The organism is Paenibacillus profundus, assembly GCF_021369635.1.
In the GTDB taxonomy this organism is placed as follows: Bacteria; Bacillota; Bacilli; order Paenibacillales; family Paenibacillaceae; genus Paenibacillus_B; species Paenibacillus_B profundus.
This window is the reverse complement of record NZ_JAJNBZ010000057.1, coordinates 1-19,523: the sequence shown is the minus strand read 5'-3', so window position 1 is coordinate 19,523 and position 19,523 is coordinate 1. Positions and strand designations below refer to the sequence as shown.

Annotated in this window: 15 protein-coding genes; 8 read left to right on the top strand and 7 right to left on the bottom strand. The window is 49.1% G+C overall.

All coding sequences use genetic code 11. The annotated features are described in order from the left end of the window. The first annotated feature begins 235 nt into the window (after nucleotides 1-235). Nucleotides 236-1,918: a glutamine--tRNA ligase/YqeY domain fusion protein gene (locus LQV63_RS30070; RefSeq protein ID WP_233699471.1), complete on the top strand. Its 1,683-nt coding sequence runs from the start codon at nucleotides 236-238 to the stop codon at nucleotides 1,916-1,918. An 815-nt stretch (nucleotides 1,919-2,733) separates the two neighbouring features. After that, nucleotides 2,734-3,615 carry a hypothetical protein gene (locus tag LQV63_RS30065; RefSeq protein ID WP_233699470.1) on the top strand — a complete coding sequence of 294 codons (882 nt, stop codon included), beginning with the start codon at nucleotides 2,734-2,736 and terminating at the stop codon, nucleotides 3,613-3,615. Nucleotides 3,616-3,710: 95 nt separating this feature from the next. Here LQV63_RS30065 and LQV63_RS30060 read toward each other — a convergent pair whose 3' ends face one another. From LQV63_RS30060 to LQV63_RS30050, 3 genes are all read right to left on the bottom strand, one after another. Next, complete coding sequence (locus LQV63_RS30060; protein ID WP_233699469.1) at nucleotides 3,711-4,316, bottom strand: response regulator transcription factor; 606 nt, start codon at nucleotides 4,314-4,316, stop codon at nucleotides 3,711-3,713. A 6-nt stretch (nucleotides 4,317-4,322) separates the two neighbouring features. Beyond that, nucleotides 4,323-5,510, bottom strand: coding sequence for a sensor histidine kinase (locus LQV63_RS30055; RefSeq protein ID WP_233699468.1), 1,188 nt, complete (start codon nucleotides 5,508-5,510; stop codon nucleotides 4,323-4,325). 206 nt (nucleotides 5,511-5,716) lie between these two features. Continuing rightward, nucleotides 5,717-6,247: a hypothetical protein gene (locus LQV63_RS30050; RefSeq protein ID WP_233699467.1), complete on the bottom strand. Its 531-nt coding sequence runs from the start codon at nucleotides 6,245-6,247 to the stop codon at nucleotides 5,717-5,719. A 349-nt stretch (nucleotides 6,248-6,596) separates the two neighbouring features. On the opposite strand from LQV63_RS30050, the gene LQV63_RS30045 reads away from it, so the two are divergent. The 4 genes from LQV63_RS30045 to LQV63_RS30030 all read left to right on the top strand — a co-directional run bounded on the left by LQV63_RS30045 (nucleotide 6,597) and on the right by LQV63_RS30030 (nucleotide 9,654). Continuing rightward, nucleotides 6,597-7,016 (top strand): YmaF family protein, encoded by a 420-nt coding sequence (locus LQV63_RS30045; RefSeq protein WP_233699466.1) that lies wholly within the window; start codon nucleotides 6,597-6,599, stop codon nucleotides 7,014-7,016. Between the two features lie 173 nt (nucleotides 7,017-7,189). Continuing rightward, nucleotides 7,190-7,777: a DUF421 domain-containing protein gene (locus tag LQV63_RS30040; RefSeq protein ID WP_233699465.1), complete on the top strand. Its 588-nt coding sequence runs from the start codon at nucleotides 7,190-7,192 to the stop codon at nucleotides 7,775-7,777. A gap of 323 nt (nucleotides 7,778-8,100) precedes the next feature. Beyond that, nucleotides 8,101-8,505 (top strand): hypothetical protein, encoded by a 405-nt coding sequence (locus LQV63_RS30035; RefSeq protein WP_019424371.1) that lies wholly within the window; start codon nucleotides 8,101-8,103, stop codon nucleotides 8,503-8,505. Between the two features lie 261 nt (nucleotides 8,506-8,766). Continuing rightward, nucleotides 8,767-9,654, top strand: a complete 888-nt coding sequence (locus LQV63_RS30030; RefSeq protein WP_233699464.1) for a divergent polysaccharide deacetylase family protein — start codon at nucleotides 8,767-8,769, stop codon at nucleotides 9,652-9,654. Nucleotides 9,655-9,730: 76 nt separating this feature from the next. On the opposite strand, the gene LQV63_RS30025 is transcribed toward LQV63_RS30030, so the two are convergent. Next, nucleotides 9,731-10,525, bottom strand: coding sequence for an N-acetylmuramoyl-L-alanine amidase family protein (locus LQV63_RS30025; protein WP_233699463.1), 795 nt, complete (start codon nucleotides 10,523-10,525; stop codon nucleotides 9,731-9,733). Nucleotides 10,526-10,689: 164 nt separating this feature from the next. Here LQV63_RS30025 and LQV63_RS30020 point away from each other — a divergent pair, with 164 nt between their 5' ends. Next, entirely contained in the window at nucleotides 10,690-10,980 is a 291-nt protein-coding gene (locus LQV63_RS30020) for a YqzE family protein (protein WP_233699462.1), read from the top strand. Between the two features lie 161 nt (nucleotides 10,981-11,141). Here LQV63_RS30020 and LQV63_RS30015 read toward each other — a convergent pair whose 3' ends face one another. The 3 genes from LQV63_RS30015 to LQV63_RS30005 all read right to left on the bottom strand — a co-directional run bounded on the left by LQV63_RS30015 (nucleotide 11,142) and on the right by LQV63_RS30005 (nucleotide 15,741). Then, on the bottom strand, nucleotides 11,142-12,326 hold the full coding sequence (locus LQV63_RS30015) for a phospholipid phosphatase (RefSeq protein WP_233699461.1): 1,185 nt from the start codon (nucleotides 12,324-12,326) through the stop codon (nucleotides 11,142-11,144). A gap of 289 nt (nucleotides 12,327-12,615) precedes the next feature. Next, nucleotides 12,616-13,746, bottom strand: coding sequence for a YqhG family protein (locus LQV63_RS30010; protein ID WP_233699460.1), 1,131 nt, complete (start codon nucleotides 13,744-13,746; stop codon nucleotides 12,616-12,618). Nucleotides 13,747-13,749: 3 nt separating this feature from the next. Next, on the bottom strand, nucleotides 13,750-15,741 hold the full coding sequence (locus tag LQV63_RS30005) for a DEAD/DEAH box helicase (protein WP_233699459.1): 1,992 nt from the start codon (nucleotides 15,739-15,741) through the stop codon (nucleotides 13,750-13,752). A 321-nt stretch (nucleotides 15,742-16,062) separates the two neighbouring features. Here LQV63_RS30005 and LQV63_RS30000 point away from each other — a divergent pair, with 321 nt between their 5' ends. Continuing rightward, nucleotides 16,063-18,678 (top strand): adenosylcobalamin-dependent ribonucleoside-diphosphate reductase, encoded by a 2,616-nt coding sequence (locus LQV63_RS30000; protein WP_233699458.1) that lies wholly within the window; start codon nucleotides 16,063-16,065, stop codon nucleotides 18,676-18,678. The last annotated feature ends 845 nt before the right edge of the window (nucleotides 18,679-19,523 follow it).

The following is a 19,523-nucleotide window of genomic DNA, read 5'->3' as shown; positions in this document are numbered from 1 at the left end:
CGGAAGCACCAACTAGCTAAGAATCCCACGGCTTTAGCCGTGTGGAGTGTCAAAGAGCTAGAGTATAAGCATTCATTGCAATGCCGTACTTGATGAGGTTAATATGGCGACATATTAATAAACCTGGGGTGGTACCACGAGAATCTCGTCCCCAAGACGCTAAGTCTTGGAGGTGAGATTTTTTTGTTTTTTACAATATAGAACTGCTATTGACCATAAATAGGAGGGTATGACTATGTGTAAGGAAAATGAGACTGTCTCTGAACATTTTATAGATAAGCTGATTCATGACGATCTTCAAGCCGGAACATATAACAGAGATATTTGCACAAGGTTTCCTCCAGAACCTAATGGATACCTTCACATTGGAAGTGCGTATGCCATACACACGAACTATATGACAGCTAAAAAGTTCAAAGGGAAGTTTCATTTGCGCTTTGATGATACGAATCCTTTAAAAGAGGATATGGAATATGTGAATGCCATCATTGATGATATCAATTGGCTGGGTTACAGCCCGGGCGACAATATATTTTATGGATCAGACTACTCGAATGAAATATTCAATGCGGCTGTTGCTTTGATCAAGAAAGGAAAAGCATATGTTTGCGATTTATCGCCAGAAGAAGTAACGGCTTACAGAGGAACCCTTACGGAACCTGGCAAGAACAGCCCATACAGAAATCGATCCGTCAAAGATAACCTCGATTTATTCACAGACATGAAGAACGGTATTTATCATTCAGGGGCAAAAGTTCTGCGGGCTAAAATAGATATGGGTTCTCCCAATATAAATTTAAGGGACCCTGTAATCTACAGAATCATTCATGCGGAGCATTACAGAACGGGCAAGACGTGGTGCATCTACCCCATGTATGATTTTGCTCATCCCATTCAAGATGCAATCGAGGGCATAACGCATTCCTTATGTTCCATCGAGTTTAAAGATCATCGTCCTCTTTATGAATGGGTGATGAATGAGCTTAGTATATGTGAAGCTCCTCAACAAAGGGAATTTGGAAGGCTGAACATAACAGGTGTTGTTACGAGCAAACGATATTTAAAACAATTGGTTGCTGGGAAATACGTAGACGGATGGGACGATCCAAGACTCCCTACGATTCGCGGACTCAGGAGAAGAGGCTTTACTCCTGAAAGTATAAGAAGCTTTATCGAAGAGATCGGCTTAATTAGACATCAGAACATGGTTGACATCGCTATGCTTGAACATTCTGTAAGGCAGGATTTAAAAGCAAAAGTAAACAGTATTATGGCGGTAGTAAATCCTTTAAAAGTGGTGATCACAAATTATCCAGAAAACCATTCTGAATGTGTAACCATTGATAACAATAGCGAGAATGATGCTTTAGGGAAGAGAAATGTACCCTTTACAAGAATTGTTTATATTGAAAAGGATGATTTTATGGAGCAGCCATCCAAAGGATTTCACAGACTGACTCTACATGCAGAAGTTCGGTTAAAAGGGGCTTATTTCATTACGTGCAATGAAGTGATCAAGGACGAACTAACAGGTGAAATAACCGAGCTCCGCTGCACCTATGATCCGAAAACAAAGAGTGGAACCGGCTTTACGGAACGGAAAGTGAAGGGGACGATTCATTGGGTTTCAGCGCAGCACGGAATAAAAGCAGATATACACATGTATGAGAAGCTGTTAATGGATAACGATCGCATGAAAGATGACAGCCCAGCTTGGGATGAATCAATAAATCCTCATTCGCTCCTGATCGTTAAGGATTGTATTGTCGAGCCGTTCGTGGAAAAAGCGCAACCCGAAGATAAGTTTCAATTTATTCGACATGGATATTTTTGTGTGGATAAAAAATATACAACGAACGATAAACTGGTATTCAATAGAATCGTACCACTGAAAGATACATGGAGGAAAAATACGTAATACCACATGTGAACTGGGGCACAGGGTAAAGAACCGGGTAGTCTAAGCCGATATCCGGTTCTTCCTGTTTTCTTACGAAATTGTTCTTCAGCGAATTTTTATAATTTTATTGGAAAACATCCGACGTGAAAAAATGGAATATGGCATCAGACGATTCGTGAATAATGAGCTCTGCATCTCGTGCAGTTGCTTTGATCCCGTACCTCGCCATTTTCCATTGTTCGTCCCGACAAACCGAACTCAATGCTAGTCTTTTCACTTCCACATTTAGGACATTCCTTGATTAAGTGCGTTCCGTCGAAACCAACAATGTTCGTTACCCGTCTGCCGAGACGGTCATAACCGCTCAGGTTCGCGCTAAAGTGGATTGGCTCGCTATTGGAATGAATTATTTTATCATTTTCCTCTCCCAATGTAACAGGAAATTCTACTCTCATCGTTTCCCTAACCTCCAATTCTCAAATATGAAATGAACTTATCTCATTTTGTTCACGTAAGGAATATTATACCATGAGCTTATGAGTCTTTGGTTCTATATCTATTACTTTATATGATAAAAATAGACATAAAAATAGAATACTGTGAAAATTGGTTAGTGAGTGTGAAATCTTTATGTGATAATGATACAAATGCTGGCCTCCCATCGTTTAACACTTTGATTATTACCGCAGAAAATCTGAAACGGCTTATGGAATCGATCCAGAGCGCGGCGGCTACGAGCATATTCCAGACATGTTCCGGGAGGCGAGGGCGCAAAGCAACCGTATTTTACGCTTCAGAACCTTTCTTGGAGCAACGATGGCAAGGAAATTGCCTTGTATCAGGTGACGGAAACGAACAGTACGAGACGCCAATTGGTCCGCTATATGTTGTCCGCGCATGAGCTGGCGCCAGAGCAAGTGGTGGGCAGAGCGATCGAGGCGTTGATTTATCGGGATGAACGTTACGCGCATAGCTTCTTCCGCTATGATCCCGGATATTTAAAAGGGACCTCGCCGCGTCAGGTCGGCTACACGATATTGAATAAATCCGTAGATTCGAAGGGGAAGGCGGTAGTGGCTGCAGCGATCGATTATTCATATCAAGATCCGTATTACGCCGTCGAGAAAAAGCAATTTACCCTCACGAAAAGTAAAGATGGATACAAAATCGACGAGATGAAAGAGATGGGCAGTATTCGAATTGCGGACTGGAGCGGCGAAATCGTGACAACGACGGAAGCTGATCAGAAGGGGGACCTCATATTCAAGCTGGAGCAGGTGCCGCAGGATGATGGCTGGAAAAATGAAGGCTTCGCCAATCTCGTCTATAGGGAATCAGCCAGCGGCAAGAAAATATGGTTCCTCGTGAAACAGCGGCAGGGTGAGCAATCCCGCTTGCGTCTTATGAGCTACGATTGGAATCAAGGCAGCTTTGAGAAGTTCGGCTGGCTGGCTGGTGCCGAGCATTCCTCCATGATGATACTCGATGGTAACGGGGAACGGGCTGCGATAGATGTAACACGAGAAGATAATCGTGCAGATATCGCGATTCTGTCAATAGATGGGACAGATACGGCTCCTGTGTACTTGTCTGATAAGCTTCAAGGCCCGAATTACGAAGAGATGGGTACCCGTCTATGGGATGGAAGTATGCTGAGCTTCTACATTGCAGTGGATGGACGTGACTTCTTCTTTAAGTACAACGCAGCACAATAGTGCATCAGCAATCGAATAACCGAACGACCGAACGATTGCCGAGGGAAGCGGAGCGCCGGATGAACAGCAGCGGCCAGGCGCTTCCCCCGAGTGCGTCAGTCGAGCCAGCCCTTGTCGCGGGCAGTGCGGATCGCTTCAATGCGCGTGCTCGCACCAAGCTTGCCGATGGCTTCTGACATATAGTTGCGGACGGTACCGTGCGACAAATACAAGCGGGATCCGATGTCCTGCATGGTCAGACCTTGCGCCGCAAGCTGCAGCACTTCGCGTTCGCGTGCGGTGAGCGGGCACGGATTATCCCATACCGCAAGCGATAGCTCAGGACTGACGACCCGTTTGCCAGCATATACGCGCCGGATGGCATCGGACAGCTCATCACTCGGACTGTCCTTCAGCAAATATCCGGCAACGCCGGCTGCCATCGCCCGTTGAAAGTATCCCGGCCGGGCAAATGTCGTTAGGATGATGACTTGGCAAGGCAGCCTGCTTTCCTTAATCGCTTCGGCGACATCCAACCCGGTCATGAGCGGCATTTCGATATCCAGCACGGCGATGTCCGGCTGGTGCTGCTTAATGAGCGCCAGTGCGGCTTCGCCGTTCTCTTCTTGGGCGATGACTTCGATGTCATCTTCGAGTGATAATAACGTTGCCAGCGCCCCGCGCAGCAATCGTTGATCTTCTCCTAAAATGATGCGGATCATACTGCTTCACCTGCTTTCCACGTTTCGTATGACGCATGGCATGTACAGCGTCAGCTCCGTGCCCACGCCTGGATGGGAATCGAGCTCCAAGCTGCCATCCACGAGTGCCAGTCTCTGCCGTAATCCAGCAAGCCCTCTGCTCTTGGCTTTTAGAGTCTGTTCCGCCGTAAGTCCGATGCCGTCGTCCTTCACGACGAGCCGCACGCAGCCTTCTTCTACTTCAAGATCGACATGGCAGGAGGCTGCGCGGCTATGACGGACAACGTTCGTCAGCACTTCCCGGAAGCACATGGCCAATATCGTTTCCTGCAGTGCCGTAAGCGGGAGTGGACCGTCTGCAATCGATCGGGCCTCTGCCGTTGCCGGATCGACACGTTCGTCCCATTCGGATAGCCGCTCTGGCAGCGATATTTCGATTCCCGCGGCTGCGCACAATGTTCGCGCGTGACCGAACTCTTCTACTAAACGGACCACCTTCATCTCGGTGACAAGCTCCCGCATCTGCTTGAGCGCAGACCGGGCGGTCTGGCGAATGTCATGCGCCTCTTGTGCGGCCTTCTGCGGATCGCGGGGGACGATCTTCTCTACGACCTCAGCCTTCAAGGCAATGAGTGATAGCGTGTGACCGAGCGTATCATGCAGTTCGCGCGCAATCCGCTGCCGCTCTTCCTGCTGTGCCATACGTTCCACTTGGGCTGTTGCAGCCTGTAGTCGCTCTGCCATCTGCTTGTATTGCGCATAAATCCGAATCGTGAACGGAAGCATGCTGAATACACCGAACAAAGGCGGCAGCAGACCGATCGATAGCTCCCAGCCGACTGTGCCGATATATGGGGCGGCGCATGCCGCCATCCCAAGCGTGAATACAGAGGCGATGGATACGATGAATGCCGTTTTTTGTTGGCTGAGCTGGTTAATAAACAAGAAGCTGATAAAAGAATACATTGGGTGATACACAGCCGCCAATATTAATGTAATCAACACTTGAAGCGCCAGCAGCAGCGGCACCCATCGCACCGTCCAGTACAACTGGCGGTACAAGATGACGAACAGAGCGAGCAAGGCAAGCCCGGGCAGCAACCGCTGCACAGGCTCGCGAAATAAGAATGATAATGGAATGATGAGGTTGGCGAGAAGAAGGTACGGAACGAAGCCTTCTGCCGCGGGAAACGGTCTCCAATTATATGTAGTCACTTACATCGCTTCCCGTCTGTTTAGGGTATAACTTGATATTATCATAAATACGATTCCACAGCCTGTATGAATGAGCCAATCAAGCGCTGCAGGGGCGCTATTCACAAGAATGTTCCAGGCGCCATGAGCCTTTGATCCCTTGCTCTTAAATCTTGCAACCCGTTAGTTAAATATGTGTATGCCCTATTTTATGCTGTTAACTGGTGTTACTTATTATTTAGGATGGATTTAACTGGTCCGAAAACTAACCAAATTATCACAGTACCTATAATATTCACAACCCAATAAATTAGCCAAAAAGTATCTTCAAATGGAACAATGAAAAAAGCTATTCCAACCAGAGTTAATATAATTACAGCACATACAAAAAAACGACTGAATTCTCGCCACTGATATTTTACTTTCTCTTTACCATGCAACTTCTTTTTTTCAGGACGCTCTCCAGAGGCCCACTTATAAGCAGCCCATTGATCTGCCCATTTAATAGTTTTATGACCATACGTAATTGAAAAACCGATATACGTTGCTGATAGGCCATGAAAAAAATGTGGCTTGGTACCATTAGATAAATCGATAAATGTGATAATCAAAAGAAAAATATCAATTAACGGAGTTGATGCTAATAAAATGATAGATAATTTATTTAACCCCCATACGTATCGAAGTAGTAATTCGCTTACCAAGAATATCCAAAAGGCTATTTCGCCTATAATGATAGCGAGAAATATTAAGTTCATTTAATTAAGCCTCTCCTCCCGCCGAATTGTTTCATTGCTTGCCTACATTCGATTGCATATGTCATTGTTCATCATCCTTTTATTTATCCGTCTGGCTTACATATGCATTGTAGCGAATGCAGGGCATGCCGCATTAGTGTGTAATGTCATCTTCTCGATATGACAAATGTCAGCAAACATGAACGGTGTGCTCCCGGGTTATGGGGGGGAAGAACGCCGATGTTCGTGACTCCCTAGGATGCACTGGCATGCCGCTATAAATTAGGCAGAACGTAGACTATCGCCGTTCCCAAGCAGTCGGTATGCTCGTAAAATAGGGTGTAAATACGAAGTAGGGGGATGAGAACGGTTGGAAAATCGATTAAGCAGAAAAGTTAAATCGAAAGAACAGTCCTGCTTGTGTAAACAAGGCCATGCGTCACAAGTGCGGTTCCAACACCGCATGAGCGGCCGAACGTCGTTGACACAGGGCCACCGGCATCGGTTTCGCAATTTAACGGATCGATTTATTCCGGGACGAGGCACCCATCGGCATACATTTAACGGGATTACCCGAATTGCCGATGGCCATCGGCATGCTTATTCCGGTATTACCGGACCAGCGATCAATGGTCAAGGGCCGCGCCATTTCCACCGTTTCCGTCAAGTAACCCAAGTAGCCGACGGCCATACCCACATCATATCGGGACGAACGAGCGTGCCTATCCGGGTGAGCGGATCGGCGAAGCACCGGCATGGATTAATTGTGGAGAGCATACAGCGAATCTAACGAGAGCGATAAGATTTCAGCATAGTCGGCTGAAATCTTTTTTCAATTTAATTAGAACTCTAACTATAACGGTATAGATGATAAAAATATGACTTCGAGGGTACAGTATATTTGTAATCCAACTATAAACAGGAATTCGGCATCGTCATAGATGAAGTGGAGCGAGGGATGTTATGTTTTTTTTTGAGGCATTAATTATATTGAGTGTAGGGTTTTGCTTGTTGCGCATTCTTGGCAAAAAGACAGTATCTGAAATGACGGGATTAGAGCTGATCACGATGCTGTCGATGGCTTCTGTAACAGGGCACGCGGTATCGGAGGACGGATTAGGCAGAACGATTATTACGTTATGCTTGTTCGTCGCATTGCTTATTACCATTCAATACTTGGCGATTAAATTTAACTTTATTGAGAATATAATTATTGGAAAAGCTACACCTGTCATAAAAGAAGGACAGCTCGATCCCGTCAATTTAAAACGACTGCGCATGTCCGTAGATCAGCTCGAAGCAAGGATGAGAGAGAAAGGCATATCATCTATGGAAGACATCAAATGGGGTACAATCGAAATTAGCGGTGAGCTGGGCTATGAGTTAACAAGCAAGTCTAAACCGCTTACCGTGGAAGAGCTCGAGAAGCTGTTGGCGCAATATGGTCTGGTGAAGCCGTCAAAAGCTAAGCCGAAGAACGATTTGTTCCAGGAAGTATTTCAATATCACGAGCCAGATAAGAAGGAAGCTGATTCAATCCATTTAGAGTGAAAAAGGAGATGATGCGGAAATATGCTTGACATCTTGGAAGTGGGCGAGTATAATACTTAGTTAACAGGTTGTACATACTTGTTGCGCACTTCCTCAACAGAACAATTTCATCTTTCACCATCATTTCAGCTTGTCCACCGCTCCTTCGGAATTTTCCCTACGCGTCCGTTATTCCGTTGAATCAAGTTTCTAATGAATAGGTCCGATTGTGTATTATGTTTATTGTTTCGTATGTTTGATTTCAGGTTAAATGAATATCGTAATGAGGAGGGCTTACGTATAAAGTACAGCCGGTAGGTCTTTTTAGTTGGAGGTAATTACAAATGAATACAGTATTGGTTAATAATTGGTTGAATCACATGGGAGGATACCGTGCGAGCCGTGCGCTCAACGAACGCCGCTTGTCGTACCGTATGTCTTATGTGCAGGATGTGAAGAAGAACTTGGCAGGTCGCCGCGAGCAGGATAAGCTTCGTCACGCGATTCATCGTGCGAAAGAGCAGGAGATGATTTTACACATTGCATGTGCGAAATTGTCCACACCTTACCGTGAAGCGTTGACCACGCGCTATGTTCATGATCAACGAGGTATTGAACCGGAAGTGATCTCTGAAGCGATCGACGCGTTGACCAACGTGTTGAGCCAGATGGAGAAATCCGGGGTGATTCAATTCCGTGTCATTGAAGGCTATGTTATTTTGCAATATGTACATCAACGTACAGCGTAAACCGTCGTATAAGTCAGAATATTGTTAGGTAGAGCTATCATCTCACGGATGGTCTTTATCGTCCGTTCCCGCATCTTATTTCACAGTATTGGGTGAGCATATGAATCAGGAACTATAATAACCCCTTATGGATATACATCCTAAGGGGTTTATTCATGTTTGTATACAGGTATCAGAGTAGCTTGGCCTTGGTTGGCGCATATTAGTATGGAAGCAATGAACAGCCTCATCTCGTGAGGTGACTATTTGGGGAGGCAGCGTATGTTGAAGTCGATGAGTATGTTGCGCAATCAGTGGCGCAAATACGCTTTAATCAGTACGGCTCTGTTCGTACTCTGGGCAGGGCTTGGATCCGGTGGAGCGGCCGGGGCAAAAGGCAGGGACGAGTTACATAATCCGCTTCCATCTCCTGCACATTCTCTGGAACCCGTATCCGGGCGGACGGCAGCGGTAGTTATTGATGATTTCGGCAATAATATGGCCGGAACGGAGGAAATGCTTGGCCTGCCAATCCCGCTTACGGTCGCGGTGATGCCGTTTCTTCCCTCTACGAAGCAGGATGCCGAACGAGCGCACCAACGGGGTCATGAGGTCATTGTCCATATGCCGATGGAGCCTATTTCAGGCAAGGCAAGCTGGCTTGGACCGGGAGCAATCTTAACGAGCTTATCCGATGAAGAGATTGTACGGCGCGTCAACGCAGCCATCGATGAAGTTCCACATGCGGTAGGCATGAATAATCATATGGGATCCAAGGCGACTGCGGATCGGCGTGTAATGCGGCTCGTATTGAAGGTGTGCAAGGAGCGCGGACTGTATTTTCTGGACAGCAAGACGAATTATCGCTCCGTCGTAAGCGAGGTCGGGAAAGAAATCGGTATCCCTATCGTCCAAAATCATCTATTCTTAGATGATGTGTACAAAGAGTCCCATATCGTGAAGCAATGCAGGCTGCTGGAAGATCATCTAGCCCAGCACGATTCTTGTGTAACGATTGGCCATGTAGGGAGACCGGGATTGAAGACAGCGCTAGTGCTTCGTCAATACGTGCCCCGAATTTCGAAGAAGGCTGCGTTCGTGCACATCTCATATTTGGTAAAAAAGCAGCAGCTTCAAGAACTGGAGTCAAAGACGAATCAAAAAAAATGAAATGAAAAGCGCCCTTCTCGTCCATTACGATGATTGCGATAGAGGGCGCTTCTGCTTGCAGACGATGAAATAAGTATTAGAACAGTGCTTGGTAATGAACGATCGCATCACTTATCCGGGCAGCAATTTGGCTTTGTGTACGGGGATGAGTAAGAAGGGCACGATCCCGAGCATTGCTTATAAAGCCTGCCTCCACGATGACCGCAGGCTGCTGGACACGACGAAGCAAGTAGTAGGTCTTGCCAAACTCTGGTTCGAACCGGGTTCCGAACATAGGATTCAGCGAGTCCTGAATGATTCTTGCCAGCATACGGCTCCGTCCCTCGTTCTGATGAAGAACGACTGGACCGCGTGCGGCATTATTTTTGGCCCAATTGACGTGAATGCTAACGAACATCGATACGGGAATCTCTTCGCTTAATTGGCGCCGTTGCGCCAGATCCTTGCGGTGTCTCGAACGGGTGGCAGACCATCGATTGTCATCGCTGAGCGCATAATCCCCGGTCCGGTTCAGAATAACAGGAATCCCGCGCGCTTTCAGATGCAGATACAGCTTCTGGGCAATGGCCAGATTAATATGTTTTTCCAATACGTCGCCGTGACTCGTTCCGCCGTCAATTCCTCCGTGACCTGCATCAATCAGCACTAATTTGGAAGGAAATACATTAGGAAGCGGTTGTTCCCCCGGCATTACAGTATCGACCGCTATATGATTGTCCGGTATGCGGAGGATATGTTGTTCATCGGTGCGAATGGATGTGGAATGGGCATAAACAGCAGTGCCGGTCATCATAACAGCAGTGCCAAGCAGCAGCACGCACAAGGCTCCGATAATCCATTTGAGATGGTTTGGCAACGAATTTCGTGTCATCGACGGCTCTAACCTTCTTTCTGCATTGGTTCTGTACTTAGCGTGCACAACGATGCTTTCCTTCATTCGAACAAGGGCAAGGTTTGATTGAAGCTTATGATGGGGATGCTAATAAGGGACGAGTCCATGCAGCTACGATGAGGTGTTAAAGGAGGTGACCGTCTGTGGCTAAAGGTGAAGATTTAATTAAATTCATTACACAGCGCGTCGTCACATATATCGACACACCGGTGGAAGCGCGGCGGGAGCGTAAAATGGAACGGAAAAATCGTGTGAAAGAGCCATGGGGAACGAAATGGTTCGGAATGATGCCGCTCGGTATGAAAATGTGGGTCGGTCAATGGAGAAATGCAAGCAAGCCGCTGTATAAGCGAGTCAGCCAGCTTACGCTCGTTCGCTGGTGGAAATCTTCCTCGAAATCCTCAAAATCATCTTCACAACAGCAGCAAAGATGAGAATACCTATATCGAGTCCTTTCAAAGATGATCGACTGCATTAGTAACAGGTTTTATCGCCATAGGAATGTTTGATTTCGCTTAATCGCTTCATACAACATAAACATTACTTAAAGTTAAAAAAGGCACTCTTTCGAAAAGAGGGCCTTTTGCATAATTTGTTAGGACTGTGGTATGAAGGATCCGTGCTGCAGCGCGTTGTCTGCCGAAATCCAACGCAATGCTTTCATATCGGCTGAATTTACAACGATATACGTGCTGGCCGTGAGTGACTCCTTGGTATCGGTAAAGAGTGAGGTCAGGGGAGACTGCTGCCACTGCTGCATTCCGATAAGCGCGTATGGCTGATTTACAGATGTGCTTGCGTCTTGCTGTACATAAATCCATCGTTTGAATTGAAAGTTGTCCGGAACTTTACCGCTGAGCCGCTTTTGCGGTTGCTCCGCCATCCATAAAATGTTCCCGTATGGATCGAATGGTTTGCGCATCCGGCTGGGCGATGGTGTTGCCTGATCTATCCGATCTGCCTTTTCGGAGAGCAGCTTTCTGTCATGCGAAGTTGCAATCTGTAGGCGGTCATTCGCCATATGGGTAAGTTGGGCAGGCTCTGTATTGTTCATTACGGATTGTGAGTTGATCTTAATATCAGGATTGAATTGCTCTGGCAGCCATTCGCCGCTCTGCGCATCCAACCAACCTGCCGTGCCATCCTGCCAGTCTACGCGCCAGACCGTGAAGAGCGGCTGCAAGAACAACGGTTGAACGTTCGACACTGTCTTATCTCCTAAGTCACCAGATTGGAGCACATCGGCAATGGCTTGGTGCAATGTCACCTCATCGTAAGGCAGGTTCTCTCCTTGCCCATATTCCTCTAAGCGTATTTCACCCTTGTTGGTCGTTTGCAATATCATGTAGCCAATCTGCTTATCGTGATCCATGATGCGAACGAACCAACCGTGCATCCCCGGACCTAACGGCATTAACTCGGTCATCGCTTGACGCCATGCTTCGAATGGCTTATCCTTCGCCAACTGGGCTTTATATTGTTGGACCGCTTCGTTAATTGTTGGTCCTATCACATCCTGCTCTGCCTGCAACTGTGAGCCGTCAGATATAAGCTGAAGATTAGTGCTGGAGTAAGCGGGCTCCGTCGTGAGTGAGAATTCGGCTAGTTGAGCGGTAGAATGCGCTTTCGATACCGATATGGGCGGAAGTGTTTCGCCCGAGGAACTTAATTTGTTCGATGCGATCAATACGGCACATGTGACGCCGCCCGCAACGAGCGAGGTAAGTGCCGCTGCCGTCGTCAGTCTCGCGAACTGGGTCCACCACGGTTGTTTTTTCATGATCGTTCACCTCTCTTATGTTCCAAAATAATAGTTTGTCCGGCCTTTTTTCTATTTGTGCGTCTATTAACCAACCTGCGGTACGTTTCAACCATTTCATTGTAGCGGACAAGCTCTGAAAAGACTGTCGGACGATCGTTTCGAGAGGCCGTTCGGAACAGTTCTATTTTTGCCGCTTTCTGACGTTTCCCCGCATATATTCGGCGATTAAGCGAAAAGTGCGGGGATGGTCAGACAGAGCTTTTGTCGGCGCATACAATAGGGAACATCGAAAGTGTAGAATCCAACATTATCGCGTCACCGTCGACGGCACATGAATCACTCCGGCATTAATAAGCGACAGGTGTATCCTCGGTTCGAACTGCCAGCGAAGCTCCTGACTCCTCATGTCGTATTGCTGTTTGATTTGAGTCAGCTTGTCTGTTGGTTCAGTCTCCGCTGCTTCCCGTGTACTCCGCTTCTCTGCGGCCGTCTCCTGCAGCAGCGGCTCATAGTAGGCAGCGAGCCTGGCAAGCTCTTCCTCGAGTCTTGCGCTCGCTTCGCTTGCCCAAGTGTCGTCATAGCGTGAAATAATCTCGACAAGATGCTCCTCGACAGTGGAGCGGGCCTGTTGGATCGTCATACGCCAAGGCAGCACATGCACGTGGGGCGGCAGCTTCGGCGTAAGCTGCATTGCAAGCACTTCCTCCATATAAGAGGTGCGCATTTTGCCGCTGACGAGCGAAATGCCGTAGCTGTGAATTTCCTCGCGCTTCAGATCGCAGGCGAATTCGAGCTTCAGGTTGAGCAGCAGCCACGGTTCGTAAGGGGCAGAACGGCGCGTGCCTCGTGCCGGGCGCGCTGCCGCCTCGTCCGCCACCGGCTCCACGAACAGGCTGACGAAGCGGCCCTCGCTGTGGGCGGCCTGCATAATCTGCTCGAGGCGGCGGCTGCCGTGGGTGACATCCTCGCGCGGAATGCGCCCGGGGCCGCCCCCGCCGCCCGTGAAGGCCGGCGCCACGCCGAAGTAGCGCCCGAGGATGGAATCCCCGGGCGCGATCGCAGGCGAATCCGGCGCCGTGCCGGGCACGGGCGGCGTTGCGGCGGCAGCGCCCGCCGCGGGCGTGCTGCCGGGAGCCGCAGCCGGCACGGCAGCATATGGCGCCGCGGCACCCGCAGTTGGCGCCATAGGTGCGCCGCCAGGGCCTCGCGGCGGCTCCTGCGGCATTGCCGCCGGGTCGAACACGAACGTGAAGCGCATCGTTTCCGGCTCTGCCCCCGTGCGATCGACAAAGCCCCAATAATAGGGGCGGTTCGTCAGCACGCGGTCGGCGCGTTCGGACAGCTTCACGGTCGTGTGCGCGGGCGACTTCTCGAGGATATGGCAGTCCGTTGCCTCTAAGTAGCGCATAACATAACGGCGGACTTGTTCGGTATTCATCTATTAGGCCTCCGCTTCCGTACTTATTTGATCAAGCAACTGGCCTAGGGCCTCCGTCGAATTCCCGCTTTCCGTCTCCACTTCCTCACGAATGGAGTTCAGTGAATGTCCAAGGCGGTCGACCTGTTGTCTAATATCCTCCTCGGTACCGGCTTCCAGCAGGATGCGGGATAAGCTTCGTTCCAGCGAATCTTGTTTCTCGAAGCGTTCCAGAATCATGTCGAGGCGGCCGATGACCAATTCAAACATATTGATTTTTTCATGGAGGAGATTAAGAATGTGTTCCTCAATCGTTCCATGTGTGGACAGATTGTATATTTTCACGTCGTTCATTTGCCCGAGACGGTGGACACGGCCAATGCGCTGCTCGACGCGCATCGGGTTCCACGGCAAATCGAAGTTGATCATATGATGGCAGAACTGCAGATTGATGCCCTCGCCGCCGGCCTCGGTCGCAATCATCACTTGGGCGCGGCCTCGGAACAGATCCATCATCCAGTCTTTTTTGCCGCGATTCATACCGCCGCTGTATGGTACCGCAACGAGTCCGTGCTTGCGAAAATATTGCAGCAAATATTCTTGTGTCGCCCGGTATTCGGTAAAGACAATGACCTTCTCGTTCATCTCGCGTATGAGCTGAATGGCCGTCTCGGCTTTCGTATTCGCGGTGATGCCCTTGATCAGATCGACTAAGTCCCATATATGGTTCCGCACTGGCGAATCCTCCGGCAGCTTCTTCGACAAGTTGACCAGCGTCAAAAATACGGCATCCCGGCTTGAACATACCTCCCGCTGCAGCGTAATGAGGGAGAACATGCTGCCGATATCGCCGCCGTTCGCTTGATACTGCTCTTTGACGAAGCGGGTCACGCCTTCGTACAGCGCTTGCTCCTCTGGAGACAGCGTCAGCGGCACATTCTTGACGATGCGCTTCGTGAACTGCACGCTGCCTTCGCCGCGCCGATTGCGGACCATCACCTTGGACAGCTCGGTCTGGAGCTTGTTCTCGTTCTTCGGTATCCGCTTATCGGCCACGAAATTAGTGCTGAATTCGTCTTGTCCGCCGAGCTGACCGGGCTTCAGCAGCGTAATTAAGTTATATAGCTCGTTCATGTCGTTCTGAACGGGGGTGGCGGTCAGCAGCAAGCAATATTTCTTGCGCAAGTGCTGGATGAACTGGTAATTCGTCGTTTTGCGGTTTTTCAGCTTGTGCGCCTCGTCGATAATGAGCATGTCGAATTCTTGCTCCATCAAGAATGCTTTATGCGGATCGCGCTTGGCCGTATCCATTGAGGCGACGACGACATCTGATTGCCACTGGTATGCTTTCTTCTGCGCGATGGCGGGGATGCCAAATTTATGATTCAGCTCCCGCACCCATTGCAGGACGAGCGATGCAGGCACCAGAATAAGTACGCGTTTGACGAGACCGCGAATCATGTATTCTTTTAGCACGAGCCCGGCTTCAATCGTCTTGCCGAGCCCGACTTCGTCCGCGAGTATGGCGCGTCCCCGCATCTCGTGCAGCACTTTGCGGGCGGTCTCCACTTGATGGGGCAGCGGCTCGACGTTTTGGACATGCGAGAGACAGAGCAACTCGTCGAAGGCGTGAATCCGCTTCGCTTGCTCGGCTTCATAGGCAAGTTGAAACAGCGTGAAGTCATCCCACGGGCCGTTCTTCTCGAGCCTTGCAGACAAATCTTCCGTCCATTCGTGATCCAGATAGAGCGGTACTTGGCCGACTAGCCTGTCCGGCGCCGACAGGGATTCCTGCGGTTCGGGAGCTGAGGCGTCAAGCGACGGCTTCGTCGCTTGGGACGAGGCTGCGATCTGGGCAAAGCTATGAGCAGCACTCGCATGACCATCATGTACATGGTCTCCGTCTGGCTGCCGCGCGATTTCCATTGCAGACGCAGCATTTATGGAAGATACGGGCGCCGCATTGTTGGTTACGGGCTGCACAGTATTGGATTTCGGCGATTCGTACGTTGGCATCCACTCGACCTCCTTGCTTTAGCTGTAGTATGGTCCTTTTTCGAAGGTTTCATAACCTGATTGGATGTAGTTGAAGGTGGATTGCACGCAAAAATGGACAGAGTGCAAGGAGTAAAAAAGGGAGATTCATAGAGAAAAAAGAAGCTTGGCAAACTCAGTCTCCATTCTTTGCGGGTTATTTCACCTTTTTACATTAGAAATTCTATATATAGTATAGTACAATGATTTTCGCACACAATATATTGTGGAAGATACATACAATATCGAGAGGTTTGATTACAAGTGTGCTTACAGTGAAATTGAATTAGGAGGTTGTTTTCTTTGAAAACGGTGCAGAAGCAACGCTTGGAAGGGCTAAGCGAAAAAATATTTTTGGATCGCTACGCATGGAAGGAAGCGGACACGAACAATACGAAGGTCGGTGACGTCGTATTGGTGTTGACGAAGGACGATCCGAAGTTCCCAGCCAAAGAAGTCGGTGAAGTAATTGCGCGTGACGGACGTTTTGTATCGGTCAAGGTGCGCAGCGGCGAAGTGGTGCAATCCACGGTAGAGAAGCTGACGCTAACGATCGAAAAAACGCCGGAAGAAATGTGGGACCGACTCGCGTCTGCGATGGCATCGGTAGAAGCAACTCCGGAAAAACAAACCGAATGGACTGAAAAGTTTCGCTATATATTGGATGACTGGAAGCTCGTTCCGGGCGGACGCATTGCGGCTGGAGCAGGGGCAAGCGAGGAGCTTACGCTCTTTAACTGTTATGTAATACCTTCGCCGAAGGATAGCCGTGGCGGCATAATGGAAACCTTATCGGAAATGACGGAAATTATGGCCCGCGGCGGCGGGGTCGGCATTAACCTGTCTTCGCTTCGTCCGCGGCGCGCCATGGTGCGCGGCGTGAACGGCTCTTCGAGTGGCGCCGTATCTTGGGGCGGCTTGTTCAGCTACACGACGGGCTTGATCGAGCAAGGCGGCAGCCGGCGCGGTGCGCTCATGCTCATGATTAACGACTGGCATCCCGACGTACTCGATTTCATAACAGTGAAGCAAACGATGGGTCAAGTGACGAACGCCAACCTGTCCGTCTGCGTGAGCAACGACTTCATGAAAGCCGTGAAGGAAGATCTGAATTGGGAGCTGGTGTTCCCGGATACAGCGGATCCGGAGTATGACGAGCTGTGGGACGGCGATTTGGACAAATGGAAAAAGGCAGGCAGGGCGGTTATACCGTATCGTACCGTAAAGGCGCGCGAAATCTGGCATACGATTATCGAGTCCGCATGGAAATCGGCGGAGCCTGGCGTCGTGTTCATGGAGCACTACAACCAAATGTCGAACAGCTGGTACTTTAACCCGATCATCTGTACGAATCCGTGCGGCGAGCAAGGGCTGCCGGCTTGGGGCGTATGCAACTTGTCCGCGATCAACCTGTCCAAGTTCTACGACGAAGACAACGATGATGTCGCATGGGACGATCTGTCGATGGTTACGCGATATGCCGTGCGCTTTTTGGATAACGTCATCGACAAGACACCGTACCATTTTGAGAAAAATAAAGAGAACCAGCAGAACGAGCGCCGTGTCGGCCTCGGCTCCATGGGTCTGGCTGAGCTTATGATTAAGCTCGGTGTTCGTTATGGCAGTCCGGAATCGCTGGAGTTCCTCGATAAATTGTTCGGCTTCATCGCACGCGAAGCGTATCTGGCTTCGTCTGAAGTTGCGGCGGAGAAGGGCTCGTTCCCGGCATTCGAGACGGAACCATATCTTCACAGCGGGTTCATGAAGAATATCGTCGACGTCTATCCAGAAGTAGGGGAAGCGATTCGCGCGAACGGCATGCGGAACGTGACCGTCATTACGCAGGCGCCGACAGGCAGCACAGGCACGATGGTCGGCACATCAACCGGGATTGAGCCATACTTTGCATTTAAATATTTCCGTCAGAGCCGTCTCGGCTTCGACGAGCAATTCGTGCCGATTGCGCAGGAATGGATGAACGCGCATCCGGGCGAACCGTTGCCTGACTACTTCATTACGGCGATGGATCTGTCCGCTGAGGATCATATTCGTGCGCAGGCGGCTATCCAGCGCTGGGTGGACAGCTCGATTTCGAAAACGGCGAACTGCCCGAATGACTTTACCGTAGAAGAGACCAAGAATCTGTATGAGCTGGCGTTCGATCTCGGTTGCAAAGGTGTCACGATCTATCGTGACGGCAGCCGTGACGTTCAAGTGCTCTCTACAGACAAGGGAGATAAGAAGAAGGAAGAAGGTAAGGCGGAGGCCGCTGCGACATCCGAAGATGCAGCTCAAGAGACAGAGAAGGCGGCCTCCAGCTCGATCTCGACATCGGAAACCATTACCGTTACATCTCAGCCAGAGTTGAGCGGAAACAACGGATCGAATAACGTCTACAAGCGTCGTCCGCAGGTGCTGCGCGGCGCGACGTACAAGATTAATACGCCGTTCGGTATGGCGTACATTACGATCAACGATTTGAACGGAATTCCGGGAGAGATCTTCCTGAATGTAGGGAAGGCCGGATCGGACGTATTCGCGATGGCGGAAGCGCTTGGCCGCGTATGCTCCCTGTTCCTGCGTTACGGGGATCATGGCAACAAGGTCGAGCTGCTCATCAAGCACTTGAAAGGCATCGGCGGCTCTGGTGCTATCGGGTTCGGCGCCAATCGCGTAGAATCGATTGCCGACGCCGTGGCGAAGGCGCTGGAGATTCATCTGCAGGAGACATGCGACCATGGGTCCGCAACCGATCCCGCGCCAATCGCGGCGACGATCGCCGCACCGGTCATCGGTCAGGAGTCAACGAAGGGCGAAGTAACGTCTCGGGACCTGTGCCCTTCCTGCGGCACGGCCTCGCTCTTGAACGTGGAAGGCTGCAAGACGTGCGCGAACTGCGGATATAGCCGTTGCTCGTAAGTAGTGAGGACAAGTCTATTCCGTTGTTGCGTTGTGATGAATCATGAAAGCTGCTAAATTGTATAAATGATGATAAAATTGGATCAAAGAAAACGATAAAATAAGCCGATATACGCCACACTGCATAAATATACATTAATGTATATTTATGCAGTGTGGCGTATTGATATTTGAGTATTTAATCTTTTGCTGTACTAAATGATGTTTGACTATGTTTGATCACTGAAAGCAAGGAAAGACAAAAAGAAATTGAGCACGCTTTAAAATATTTAAGAATACATATGAATGCAGAGAAGAACATCTATCAAACATTTAACGGTGATGCTCTCGCTAATCTAACTATATTAATTAGTTTATGAGCATAAATAAGCGAAAATTAGAAAAACTGGATCGTTTTTGTGCTTGCCTATATGGGACTGTGTGTAAGTCAGGTACAGAGAATGAAAGCAGTCCTGATGCATGTAGACATAAATTTAGGGAGCCTTATGACGTCTAGGTTACTTCTTATTTGCTTCAAGATATTAGAGAATATCTGTTCCTGCCAAGCAAAACAACTTGGTATCCAGTAGAATCTAGACTTTTATACTTCATTAGTTGGTGAACGAGATTCGACTGCTTACTCCGTATTTTATTATCTCCGTTAGCTCAACCTTGGGAATATGTTCACAGGTCTGTTGCCTGTAAAACTTTGGACTGTCAACACTAAACTATATAAGTTGAATCAAAGTTCTTAGCAGCCCTTGGCAAGGAAAAATGAACCATTTGTCGAATAAGAAACAGATAAAGAAATGGACAAAGTGGGGGAACGCCATGGATAAGCATAATGAACTGGAAAAAGTAACAGA